Annotated in this window: 6 protein-coding genes; 1 reads left to right on the top strand and 5 read right to left on the bottom strand. The window is 43.6% G+C overall.

What is annotated here, in order from left to right:
• Positions 1 to 8 precede the first annotated feature (8 nt).
• Positions 9 to 1,277, top strand: coding sequence for a glycoside hydrolase family 99 protein (locus FHS10_RS10430; RefSeq protein WP_259090142.1), 1,269 nt, complete (start codon positions 9 to 11; stop codon positions 1,275 to 1,277).
• 613 nt (positions 1,278 to 1,890) lie between these two features.
• On the opposite strand, the gene FHS10_RS10425 is transcribed toward FHS10_RS10430, so the two are convergent.
• The 5 genes from FHS10_RS10425 to FHS10_RS10405 form a co-directional block, all read right to left on the bottom strand.
• Positions 1,891 to 3,150, bottom strand: a complete 1,260-nt coding sequence (locus FHS10_RS10425) for a glycoside hydrolase family 99 protein (RefSeq protein ID WP_259090141.1) — start codon at positions 3,148 to 3,150, stop codon at positions 1,891 to 1,893.
• A gap of 37 nt (positions 3,151 to 3,187) precedes the next feature.
• Entirely contained in the window at positions 3,188 to 5,437 is a 2,250-nt protein-coding gene (locus FHS10_RS10420; protein WP_259090139.1) for a GH92 family glycosyl hydrolase, read from the bottom strand.
• 103 nt (positions 5,438 to 5,540) lie between these two features.
• Entirely contained in the window at positions 5,541 to 8,102 is a 2,562-nt protein-coding gene (locus tag FHS10_RS10415; protein WP_259090129.1) for a galactose oxidase, read from the bottom strand.
• A gap of 417 nt (positions 8,103 to 8,519) precedes the next feature.
• Positions 8,520 to 10,673 carry a DUF5703 domain-containing protein gene (locus FHS10_RS10410; RefSeq protein ID WP_259090127.1) on the bottom strand — a complete coding sequence of 718 codons (2,154 nt, stop codon included), beginning with the start codon at positions 10,671 to 10,673 and terminating at the stop codon, positions 8,520 to 8,522.
• 238 nt (positions 10,674 to 10,911) lie between these two features.
• A complete protein-coding gene (locus tag FHS10_RS10405) occupies positions 10,912 to 13,203 on the bottom strand; it encodes a GH92 family glycosyl hydrolase (RefSeq protein ID WP_259090124.1) in 2,292 nt (763 codons plus the stop codon).
• Positions 13,204 to 13,206 lie beyond the last annotated feature (3 nt).

Raw genomic sequence — 13,206 nt, 5'->3', positions numbered from 1 at the left:
CAAAAGCAATGAGGACAAGATTTAATGTATTACTAATTACAGTGGCGATAGCTGCAAGCTACGGATGCTCAAAAAAGAGCAGTGGCGATCAAACTCCCGTAACGCCGGTGGATACAACAACAAAGCATACCCCATCGCCGGTTGGTGACGTGGTTGGCAAAGTAGTTGTTGGCTACCAGGGTTGGTTTGCTGCTATAGGCGATGGATCGCCAATTAACAGGTATTGGCACTGGTCGCAAACCTGGGAGCAGGAGCCATCACCAACTAATAAAGCCATTTCGGCCTGGCCGGATGTTCGCGATTATACCAACACCTATCCTACCCAGTTTGCCAATCTTGGTAACGGACAGCCTGCCAATGTATTTTCATCTTTTAGCGATCAAACTATAGATGTGCAGTTTAAATGGATGAAAGATTATGGTATTGACGGCGCGGCCCTGCAGCGCTTTAATCCAAGCGGCCTGGAGGGCCCGGTACGTGATGCCATGGCTGCCAAAGTAAAAACCGCAGCCGAAAAAAATGGCGTTAAATTCTACATTATGTACGATGTAAGCGGCTGGACCAACATGCAAACCGAACTAAAAACCGACTGGACAAACAAAATGTCGGTATATACATCCTCAACCGCTTATGCCAAACAGAACGGCAAACCTGTAGTGTGCATCTGGGGCTTTGGTTTTGCCGATGATAACCACAACTTTACAGCCGATGCCTGTATTGATGTGATCAACTGGTTTAAAAGCAAGGGCTGTTATGTAATTGGCGGCGTACCAACTAACTGGCTTAACCAAACCAGCGACTCCCGGCCGGATTTTTTGAAGGCGTATAAAACCCTCAATATGATTTCGCCCTGGATGGTTGGCCGTATTGGTAATGTCAATCAATCAGATGGTTTTTATGTGAACACCAACAAGGCCGATCAGGCTTATTGTAACGCCAACGGTATTGATTACCAGCCCTGCGTATTGCCTGGCGATATATCGGGCCACCAGCGCGCCCATGGCGATTTTATGTGGCGCCAGTTTTATAACATGACCAGGGTTGGTGCGCAGGGCCTTTATATATCGATGTTTGATGAATATAATGAAGGTAACCAGATAGCCAAAACCGCCGAGAGTATGGACTTTATCCCGGCGGGATCTGGCTTTGTACCACTTAACGAAGACGGTACTGCCTGCTCTTCTGACTACTACCTGCGCCTAACCGGCGACGGCGCTAAAATGTTCAAAAAGATAATACCCCTTACCGCTACACGCCCTACCAAGCCGACACTTTAATTTATCAGCTGCTGCAGACGGCCGCCAGATCAAATTGATTTGGCGGCTTTTTTTGTAAGTATAAATTTAGGAAGAGTTTACAAAAACTACTGTTGATCGAAGTCTCCGACTTCGATCTGTCTCTGACTACAAAATCGTTTTTGCCTTTAAATAATAATGAGCCTAAGCAGCATATTTAATAACCAATAGCTAACGGAATATATAAACATCAAACGATACCCTGTTTTTATCGCCCGATCCTGGTTAAAAGATCCAGGTCCATTAGCCACCTGTATTGGGTAACCACAGGCGCAAATATTGGGGCGCGCCTAAATTGCGCGATACAGCAGTTTTGTGTTAACCATGTAAAAATACAACAAATTGACTAACAGGTAATTAAGTTGTATAATATCTAAAAAGTGTTAAGTTATGTTAACCCAATTAGATGCGTTTGCCCTGAGGCATAATCGCCCGATATCGGAGAATTCGGACAGCATACCTAAAATAAGTGTGCCCGTATCTCACCCCGGGCACACGGTTATCAATAGCTTTGATAACATCAACTAAACCCCTAAAGGGTATTTTATAAAAAGCTTTTAAACATAACCCGAAATTCAGTTACAAAGCTTTATCATCATTTATGATTTACAGGTAACGGAACGTCACTGGTAAAAGGTACCTGTTTCCTGAGCATTTTGGCGGCGTAGCCGGTTAAATACAGGTAATAATCATTGGGGATGCCAACTTCATAATTTACAAAAGTACTTAAGCCTACCGGCGGATTTTTGGAGGCTTTTAAGATGGCTGTGCCTTCATCAACTTCATCAAACATGGCTATGTACAACATACCTGCACCACTGTTTATAGCTCCGCAAATCTGTTTCCAATAAAAATGACCGCGGTTGCGGGGAATCTGGTTTTGCGGGGCACGCGGGTTCATGTTATGCCAGCTAAAGCCTGGGAACACGGTTGGTACATAATCAACCTTATTAGCCTTGCACCAGGCTATATCGTCAACTATACGGGCCTGAAATTTGGGATATGCATCTTCGTTAAACCGGCCCACAAACCAGGGATGCACAATATCAACCTTGCGCAGCAGATCATGCAGGTGCGGGTCTTTTTCGGTATCGCTCCCAAAATCGCGCCAGTAGGTTGGTACACCTAATAAAATGGCGCAACCACCGTAAACCGGGTCGTTCTTTAAAAAATTGATGATCCTTTCAGCTTCCGCAAGGCCGTACCTACGGCCGTCGTTAAAACCAACACCCCAAACAGCCACTAACGGTTTGCCGTTATGGTAAAGCCAGGTTTGTTTATTACCACGGTTGGTAAGTTTTAGGCTATCTATCAAATGTTTCCAATCTTTGATCACCAACGAATCGCCGCCGGCCTGCATACCCGAAAGATCATACATTACCGAAATAGCCCGGTGATATTTTTCAGAATATTTGAGCGCGTTGCCTAAAACTACGTCGTTATGGTTACGTCCTCTGCCCCGCTGTACATCGCCAATAAAACGCTGTACAAATACGCCATCAACGCCGTATTGCTGCATCCATTTAAAGTGCGTTTCAACCGATGACGAATCATAAGAACTATACAGGTAGGCATCAGTACCATCGGCATGTTTAAACGGCGACAGGTACGTTTTTTTATATTCACTTACATCAGGCCATATATCAATATTGGTGTAGCCCGGTTCAAATTTTCCGTGCGATACATAGTGGTTCCACCAGCGGCCCGCGCCATCGCCGGGCGCGTTAAACCAGCCCTGGTACCCGGCCATCACCAGCCCTTTGTAACTTTTAAACGCCGATGTTTTACTGTGCTTTTGGGCATACCCAACAGCGCATACCAATAACAGCAAGATGCTAAAAACTTGTTTTTTCATCAGGATAGATCTTTTATATTTTGATTATTTGGTTAGGTCAAATACCCCAGCTTTTATTTGGTTTTGGCCCCATTTGCAGTTCAAGCAGACCACCGGCAGTAAGCTGTTCATGCGTAAACCAGGGCTTGTTTAATACCTTACCATTAAATTTGGCGCTTTGAATATATTTATTAACTACCGAACAGTTATTGGCGATCAACCTAAACTGTCTGCCATTTTGCAAATTGATGGTAACCTTACTAAACACCGGGCTACCTATAGTGTAAACCGGTTTGCCGGGTGTTATTGGATAAAAACCCATAGAAGAGAACACCACAAAGGCCGACATGCCACCGCCATCTTCATCCCCGGGGATGCCAAAAATGCTATCCTTGTACCAAACATCCAGTAAAAACCTTACCCGTTTCTGGGTTTTCCAGGGTGCGCCGGCGTAGTTGTACAGGTACGGGATATGAAAGCTTGGCTCGTTACCCATGGAGTATTGTCCAACCAGCCCCGTAGCATCGGGAAACTTGGCCCAAAACTGGTATTTGCTCCTGTCCAGCCCCTCACGGAATAACTGATCGAGTTTGGCCTGGAAAGCATCATTACCGCCCATTAAACCAACCAGACCGGGGATATCGTGTTGTACCTGCCAAAGGTAGGTCCAACCGTTGTTTTCATCGTAGTAATCCCTGCCACCAAGGCCACCGTCAAATTTAGGATCTATGTTGATCCAGTTGCCATCTTTATCTTTGGGGATAAACATCTTTTTATCGTCGTTCCACAGGTTTTTATAGTTAAGGGCACGTTTGGCAAATATGGATTGATCGTTGGTTTTGTGTAACTCGGTAGCCAGCTGCCCAACCGCCCAATCGTCATAACTGCCGCCAAGGGTAACCGCAACTGCCTGTCTCTTTTCAAAAGAGTGCACCAGGCTTACGGTTTCCTTTTCGCCTTTTTGGAGGGCCGGTAAATAGCCTTTATCGTAATAGAAATCATCAAGCTCACATTTGGCACCGTTTTCCCATGGCAGCATAGTTGCCTGGGTAGCGTTTTTATGAACGCCCTCATAGGCTTTTTCTATATCAAAACCACGGATGCCTTTACGGTAATCATCCAAAAACATTACCGTAGAGTGAAAACCGTTCATGCAGGGGTTATCGCCAAACAACACGGGAAAAGTAGGCATCCATCCGCTTTGCTGGTACATGGTAACGTAAGAGTTCAGCATATCTGACTCCATCGTTGGGTTCAGGATTGAGCGTAAAGGGTGCAAGGCCAGGTAAGTATCCCAAACCCAATCATCTACATAAAACGGGCGGTTACTGTCATGAATCTTTTTATCGTATCCGCTATAATAGTGTCCATCCTCATTAATATTCACCATCCGCTCGTTGCAGCGGTATAAGGCAGTGTAAAACGACCGGCGCTGCGCTTCGGTACCACCGGCTATTTCTATCTGGTTAACCACTTTTGCCCAGGTTGCTTTACCAGCCAGGGTTAATGTATTGAAATCAATCCCGGTAAATTCGTCCTTAAAGTTTTGTTTAGCCTGTTGTTCGCTAACGTATGATATGGCATATTTAAATTCCACCACATCGGGGCTACCCGCGCCAAAAGTGATGTAAGATTTAACGTCTTTCCCCGCTATAGCTGCATCTTTTGTTAGCGCACCATCTTTGTTAACACCCGCTGTTCCATTAGCGTTAAAACGACCGTAAACGTAAATTTTAATATCGCCGTTATAGGTTTCCATCCCGCTTAGCTCGCTGCCATTGGTAAAGCTAAATTTGGCATCGCCGTCATTATAAACATTAAACAAAACGCTCTTTGCCGCGCTTTTGGCGGGGAAGGTAAATTTGAACATCCCTACCTTTTTGCCTGGCGCAAATTCAACGGTGATGTCCTTATCAATTAAATAAGTAGAGTAATACCATGGGCGGGTAATTTCCAGATCATGGTCATAAGGCATCTTTTCGTCCCATGAAGCAGGGCTAAGCGTTTTTGTATCGGGCTTAATGGCAAAAACCTCGCCCAAACGGTGCGATACCATATTGAGCGGAAAACTGGAGATCTGGTCATCAATATAATCGGCCCGTTTGGGGTACATCCGTATCATTTGGTTGGGCAGGTGCATGGTTGGCCTGGTTGGCTCCAGCAGTTGCCCCACGTTACCAATACGCGGATCGATGTATTTTAAATTGCCATCGGTAGTGGTTTGCGCATTGCAGATGGTTAGCGTAGTAACAATCAATAAAGTACCTAAAACTACCGGCTTTAATAACCAGGGAAATGAGATATCCATTTGTAAAATTTATAATTGGTTTGCAGGCTCAAATTTGCCGGCAAACCTTAATGAACTATTAATATTTCATTAATTACGACAGAAAATATCGTTTATGACGTATTTATTCAAGAATTGAATGGAAATCGCGCTCAAAAGCCTCGCCGTAAATAGCTTTATACTCTTTATTAAAGCTTTCAAAAGTATTTTTGGCCAGCGAATGTTTGCCGATATGCGCAAGGGCTTTGCACTTTAAGATCATGGCCTCCTCATTTACCGGGTCGAAATAGAAGATATCATTGGCCAGTTTGATCAAAAATTCAGGGTCGTCGGCAATTGGCACCGAACCTGCAAAGCTCAGGTAGCAGTCAATGATCTCGTTTGATACTTCGGATTTAAAAGTATCCAGCCACTCGTATTCAATGTTTGATAAAAAATTACCCCGCTGAGTTATGTGCGTAAGGTGAATGATCTTCTGTTTATTAAGCTTGGTTTTGTTGGATACGATATTAAGGTAATTATGATAATCGACCAGGATATGACTGTAACCTATCTCAATTTTCCAGTAACCGGTATCTTTTGATAACTGGCAATGGCCCATTTTATCTAACAGCGATTTAAGCTTGGCAATATTTACTGAGCGGTTGTTGCGGGCGCTTTTTTCTGATTTATCAAACCAAAGAATCTCGTTCAATTTTTCGGAGCTTACCCCCCTATCCAATTTTACCGAGTACAATAAAATAACCAGGAACAATTCTTTTAACAGCGGCGTAAAATATTTGGTGATTTCATTGCCTTCGGGCGTAAAAAGTTGCAGATCGCCAAATAAAAATATGGAGTTTTTGCAATGGCTTTTGGTATGGTCATCGTCAAATAACAAAACTTCCGGTTCGAGCTGTTGATCCGTAACGGGTGGTACCAATACGGTTTTGGGCTGATATTGTGGCCCGGGAATAACCAATTGTTTTTTTCTTTTAACAAAAACAAAATAACCTGCTATCGCCAATAAAACAATACCGCTTATTGCTATCCACAACAGGTAACCCGCATGGCTAATTTCAACAACACGATCATCTAATGGTTCGGGTGGGCTTAGCAGCGAATAAATTTTAATGCGCGTACGATCATTTTCCCGAAACAAAGTCACAGCCAAAAATTTGCTGCTATGTGGCAGGTAGTACAAATCTGAAAAGGAATGAATATCGTGAAACAAAAAGGGGATAGTATCGCCCACCAGCTGGTATTTTGCCTTATCCAGGGAGCCGCGGATAAGCTGAAGGTTTGAGTTGAATTTATGCTGAGGGAATATCAGTCCGTAGTATGATCGTTCCTTTTCATTGATAACCAGCGAATTTGAAAACACAAAATCCTCGTTCTTTACATCGATGGTAAACAGTTTTTTAAACGATTTATCTTTAACCGAAAACCGCATCATATCATACAAATTACGCGGATTTACAATTTGCTGACCCGATGCACTCCCGTACCCACCAATAACATAGGCTGTATCGCCCACCGTATTTGTCCCCAAACCGGCCAGGTAACGGGGGGTAAAAGTATCGCCCTTAACTGTTACTTTTTGCCAGGTGTTGGTTATTACATTATAGCGTTTTACGCTGTCTTTATAAATTAACTGGCCATAGCCGCCAATGGTGTATATCGAGCTATCAGCCTTGCTGAAAAACTTATTAAAGTGCCCGTTATTGGTAGCCAGGTTAGTAAAACCCTTGTTCCAGCGCTTAGCACCAAAATCATAGGTACCAACGGCCAATTGGTCAATATACAGGTAGTATAGCTTATCGTTACTGTAAAGCGCCTGATCGCCGGGCACCAACAACTGCCGCCCAGAATTATAAGCCGTGCTGATAATTTGTGGTGTTTTATTAACCGTATAGGCAAATAACGAATCCTGGCTTATTACTAAAACCCTTTCGGTGGCGGCATCAAAGGTTACACTGGCATCGCCGGGTACGGTAAACTCCTTTTCCATTTGCCAGTTGCGGTGCCGCGATTTAATCCATAGTGGGTTTGTAATAGTACCGTTGTTTTGGTTAACGGTTTCGTTGGCTACGTTGCCCTCCCACTCGTTAAGTGGCCAGTTACTGAGCAGCGTCCCGTTTTGTGATACGTTTACGTCCCGCAGTTTTAGCGGCGGTAAATCGGTAGTTTGAAATTGCCGGTAAGCGTTTGCGCCAAAAAGTAATTTATAGTTAGCGCATGGCTTAAGTTGCAGACCGCTTTCGCTATAAGCTTCCTTACCCGAAAAAACAGTGATCTTATCGTTTTTATAGTCGATAACGATCCGTAGTTTGTTCCAGTGCTCAAACAAAAGCTTATCATCAATATTAAAGCATATTTTAGAAAGGCGCTCGCCAATGATGATTTTAAAGTGTTTGGTATTGGCCTGGTTATCATAAACAAGGTCGATGTTTTGTTTATCATCGCCAATAAGCCTTAATATGTAACCAAAATAGATCACATGATTAGGCATAAAAGATAGATCGAAGTAAACATCGAGGTTATCTTTTGGCCTAACGTTGTTTACACTAAGATCTAACGTAGTGCGTTTATCCTGCACTACCTCATGACTATAAAACCCTAACCCATATGACTGCGCACCGGCAGGCAACAGGAAAAGGAAATTTGATAAAATAACCGTTATTATACCTGATAAAAAGAATCTCATGTTTATACGTACACACTAAGTATTGCAACTTAAGTACCTGCGCTGTAATTTATAATTGGCACCAGCGTGTTTAACCCGCCGACAGGCTAAATTACAATAAATACAATACACATTTGAAACATTTGGTAGTATAATGCAAGTTACAATTCAATTAAGCCGCACGTAGTGTATAGATACTAATTTAACCATTGATAATATTAATTTGCCATTAAATTTTTACCAGCTATTCAAGACGATTGGCATGGGGTAGATTTTAATGTAAAATATCAAAAGGCCATCAACGACAAGTTATAAAACAGAAGTCATCCCGTCCGTTAACTAACGGATGAGGAACCCATACAGCAAGTGCCCCGCATGAAGTATACTTAGCATTGGAGTGCCGAAACAAGTTCGGCATGACATTGGGGTTTACGTATCTTATTTCTTGCTCAAATCCACCACATCGGCCATACGGGTTGCTGGTGTAACCTTAACATTGATAAGTTTACCGTTCACTATTTTGCCCTCCACGGTTGTATTATAAGGTGCATTGAGTTTAAAATCGGCATCCCAACCGGCGGGCCAGGCGGGTAACAGCATGATTTTTTTGCCATCAACCTGCATCAGCATTTGTTGCAGTCCATTTTCGCCATTGCCACCGTTATCCTCGTCGGGCAAATAGTCGTTCCCCCCTTCCCAAAAAGCAGGGAATCTAACATTTTTATCTTTACGGGTAAGGGCAAAACTCACATAATCTTTAGCTACACCGGCATCACCTATCATAGCTGCCTGGATGGGATCTTGTACCCAGCAACCTTTTGCCCGCTGTTTGCGGGTGTTAAATGTGTTTATGGCCACATCCAAACCAGGTTTACCTAAGCCATAAAGCCTAAAGGGATAAATGGCATACAATTCGGGGTTCTCGCTATTGTTTGACTTAATTGTTTGCGGGCCGGTATAAGGCAACAATATAGTTTGTCCATTATCGGTCGCAGCAGGCAGCGGTGGTAATTCGTTATAAAATCTTTGCCAATCAGACCTTTTTTCTTCATCAACAAGGTTTGCCGGTAAATTAATCATCCGACTGAGCACGGCATGCAGTCCCGCAATATCCGGAGCCGGGTTATGTACTTTCCAAAACATTTCAATGGAATTATCCGGATCGAGCAGGAGTTTGCCGGTACTATCGCGCTTAAAGTGCTCATCAAAAAATTGCAAGCCGGCGGTAGCTATGGGCAGCAATGTTTTTTGGGCAAAGTCCTCATTGCCGGTATATTCATAATAATCAAGCATCATCATGCTTAACTCCAATATCGGCGTAAAATAGTGGGCAGTATAATTGGCTTTTACCTCGGGACCTACATAGCTTAAACCACCCCAAAAAGGCGAGGTTTCGGCAAAGTAAGCGCCGCCATGGTGATAGTATTGCTGTACCTGCGCGGCATCTGAAGGCAAAATTTTGGCGTACATATTAAACAGCGGCAGCATCATGTCAAAATCGCCGGCCATTAGCCTTGGCCAATACATGGCCCGGGTATTTTGAAACCAGTATTGGCCACCCCATGCCCTGAAATCGGCATTAGCGTTTCGGGCGGGGTTATCAACCACAAAAATAGATCCGTTGAACTTAATGGGAAAAGCCCCTCTACCGGCGCAAGCAGTAACAAAGCGTTGCAATAAATAGCCTTGTGTGGTTTTATAAGCCAAACTATCGCCGGTAACAAATACATGACTGCGCTGCCAAAATTGCTGCCACCATTGGTTGTGAGCCAGTCGGGTTTGCAGGGGATTCAGTTTTTCAATTTGAATGATTTGTGACTGAAGTTGTTTAAACCACACCTTGCCATTTGCAGCAACACTGGTTAAAGGATATATAGAGATAAACTGCGACTTGCTTGCTTTTGCTGAGCTTAAAGTGCTATCATTCTTATTAAGCAGCCCCATGCCTTTAATGACCGCGCCAAATGTAAGGTTAGCCAAATGCGGATCAGCAGTGGGCTTGTTATGATGATACCAGGTTATATCACCTTTTTGGTTATTTAAAACGGTATCGGTAATACCCGCACGCCAGTTTTCGAGTTTAACATTAACGATGGATGGGCCGGCGCTTTTAGTTTCAACCTTAATTACCGGGTGATTAGCATCAACCCAAACCCGCATATCAACACGATTAAGCCCGGTTCCTTCATGAACGGTTATTTCACCGGTACTTAGCTTAAGTACCTGCCTAAAAACAGCGTTGCCTGCTATCGGATTGGGTGTTACCGACACCCGTACCCTGCCCAGCTTCATGAGTACGCCGCCCTGTTTCATCCAGTCATCTTTTTCAGCATCCAATTCACCGCCCCAGGCGTCGGTTTTGCTGATATAAAATAGCAGATCCCCATTTTTTTCGACCCATACGTTGAGACCGATATCGCCATTACCCAAAGGCATGGATTGTGCCGAACCCGGGCCAGGCGTATTCCAGCTTACATTGTATTTATTAAGAGATGTATCGGTTGGCAACGATTTTTGATTAGCAAAAACGGATAAAGTTGCCGCGCTAAAAAACAGCAGAACGCCGGATAATAAGAGTAATTTTTTATTCATTTGGGTTTATATCGATAGAGACAGCCAAGATACAATATCATTGTATTGGTTTATCGACACCACAAATAAATTACAGGGGACTTAATAAAGCATTAAAAAAGGATTAATCCTTGTGTTACTTCCAACACAAAATCACGGAATTTACATACAATATTCCTGTTATTTATCACACGAATGCCCGCCGCCTGGTTTACAATTTAATCGAATTTCACGAATTTTGGAATTGATCGATAGCACATTACATACCTTTGGGCTGATACATTGGTGCATTTGCCCAATGATGATCGGGCTTGTCCTGCAAATAAATTTCGAGTTTGCCGCCGGACATGATGTTATGGTAATTTATGAAATCATTAGGCATAGTTTTGCCATTTAATTTTACCTGATGGATATATATTGATTTAGGACTGGTTTTATGGCAGATAATTTCAAATTTGCTGTTGTTTTGCAGGTTGATGACAGCCTTGTCAAATAAAGGCGAACATAACAGATATTCCCCGGATACCGGGTTTACCGGGTAAAAACCCAATGAGGCAAACACGTACCAGGCCGACATTTGGCCCGCGTCGTCATTACCACCTAAGCCGCCGGGGCCATCACTGTATTCGGTCGCCAGTATATTGCGCACAGCAGCCTGGGTTTTCCATGGCGATGGGGAGTAGTTATACATGAAAGGGATCTGATGCCCCGGCTCGTTACCATGCCAGTACTCTCCTTTTGTAAAAAGGCTGTCTAAAGCCTGCTCCAGCTTACCGGCACCTCCCATTAATTTAGCCAAACCACTTACATCATGCGGCACGTAAAACGTGTATTGCCGGGCTGTGCCTTCTGTAATATAAGTTGCCTTTTTATCAGGATCAAAATCCGATATCCAACTGCCATCAGCATGTTTCCCTCTCATAAAACCTGTTGAAGTGTCAAACACATTGGCATAATATTTTGCCCGCCTGGCAAGGGCAGCGTAGTCGGCAGATTTTTTCAGGCTTTTTGCAAATTGTGCAAGCGCGTAATCATCATAAGCGTACTCTAAGGTGCGGCTTACCTGCTCCATTTTATGAAAAGCATCCAATACGCTATCTTCTAATGGTATGTATTTGTATTTGAGATAACTATCCAAAGCGCGCCGACCCTTGCCTTCTACATAATCTGCCCGGTTAGCGGGTATCTCAAAAGCATTATGCCTAAGCAATTGGTATGCTTCGTCAGCGTCAAAATCAGTAAAGCCTTTCAGATAGGCCGAACTAATAACCGAAGTAGTGTGATCGCCTATCATCTCGGATGTATAGCTATTCCAACAAGGAAAAATCGGCATCCAGCCACCCTGCTTCCCTTTCAAGATAAGAGACCTTGCCAGGTTATTAACCAGCGGCGGATTCAAAATTTCAAATAGCGGTATCTCGGCCCTGTAAATATCCCACATCGAAAAATCGTCATAATAATTACCCTTATCCAATGTTTCGGTTTGATAGTCACCAGAAAAACGGGGATACTTACCATCAACATCGTTAAAAAGACGGGGCTGTTGCATGGCATGATAAAGAGAGGTATAAAAAATACGCTTATCCTGCTCATTAGCGGTTGTTACTTTAATTTGCCCTAATGCCTTTTCCCATACTGCTTTATTGGCTGCCACCATTTGCTCAAAGTTAAAACCGGGTATTTCGCCCTCCAGGTTTTTGCGGGCACCTTCCAGGCTGGTAAAAGATGTACCTATGCGAATGGTTAGTTTTTCGCCTTTGTTCATTTTAAAACCGGCATACGCGCCTGCATGAACGCCATTTTTGATGCTATCTACGTTAAAAACCTTATCGCCTGAAAAGGTTCCAGTATTACCCAAACTTCTTTCAAATCTGATAACAAAAAAACCACTAAAGCCGGCACTTTTACCCCAACCCTGGTAAATGCGATGTGCCGGGTTATAACCGTAAATTTCACCGCTTTTATTATCCACCCTGATAAAGCCTTCATGATAATCGCTGTTGGGTGTTACTAACAGGTAAAGGCTATCGGCCTTATCCATGGTAAACTGCATCATGGCGCACCTTGTAGTAGCGCTCACAGCTGCCTGAACCTGGTATTTTTGCAGCTTGAGCCTGTACAGATAAGGAGTTGAAAGCTCATCACTATGATTAAATTCGGTACCGTAATTGAGTGTTTTTAAACTCCCCGTTATGGGCATAACGGTAAAGCTCCCATAATCCTGTGTGCACGAACCGCTTAGCCAGTGCGAGCCGCGCAGGCCGGTAAATGTATTATCTTTATAATAATAAGGTGGTACACATTTGGTTTCACCATCCTGGGTTTGCGGTGTCCATTGTGTCATCGCAAACGGAGCAGTAACTGCAGGGATAGTATTGGCAAACCTGGTATCGGCTGCCAGGCCATGCTTTAAGGCCGATGGCGTAGTTGCAGCGGCCGTACCGGCCATGGGTTGTACATACTTTACCAAATCCTGTGCAAAAGCAGACGGGATGCTCATTAACATAACTATGCCGGCTATATAATTCCTAACTTTTAGTACCACAATCATTTT

It is taken from the genome of Mucilaginibacter dorajii, assembly GCF_024808255.1.
Classification (GTDB): Bacteria; Bacteroidota; Bacteroidia; order Sphingobacteriales; family Sphingobacteriaceae; genus Mucilaginibacter; species Mucilaginibacter dorajii.
The sequence above is the reverse complement of the archived record's forward strand: the minus strand, read 5'-3'. Positions and strand labels throughout refer to the sequence as shown.

Excerpts from the sequence above, each read along its gene's own strand:
- FHS10_RS10430 (WP_259090142.1), top strand. The coding sequence starts at position 9 with ATGAGGACAAGATTTAATGTATTACTAATTACAGTGGCGATAGCTGCA.
- FHS10_RS10425 (WP_259090141.1), bottom strand. The coding sequence starts at position 3,150 with ATGAAAAAACAAGTTTTTAGCATCTTGCTGTTATTGGTATGCGCTGTT.
- FHS10_RS10420 (WP_259090139.1), bottom strand. The coding sequence starts at position 5,437 with ATGGATATCTCATTTCCCTGGTTATTAAAGCCGGTAGTTTTAGGTACT.
- FHS10_RS10415 (WP_259090129.1), bottom strand. The coding sequence starts at position 8,102 with ATGAGATTCTTTTTATCAGGTATAATAACGGTTATTTTATCAAATTTC.
- FHS10_RS10410 (WP_259090127.1), bottom strand. The coding sequence starts at position 10,673 with ATGAATAAAAAATTACTCTTATTATCCGGCGTTCTGCTGTTTTTTAGC.
- FHS10_RS10405 (WP_259090124.1), bottom strand. The coding sequence starts at position 13,203 with ATGATTGTGGTACTAAAAGTTAGGAATTATATAGCCGGCATAGTTATG.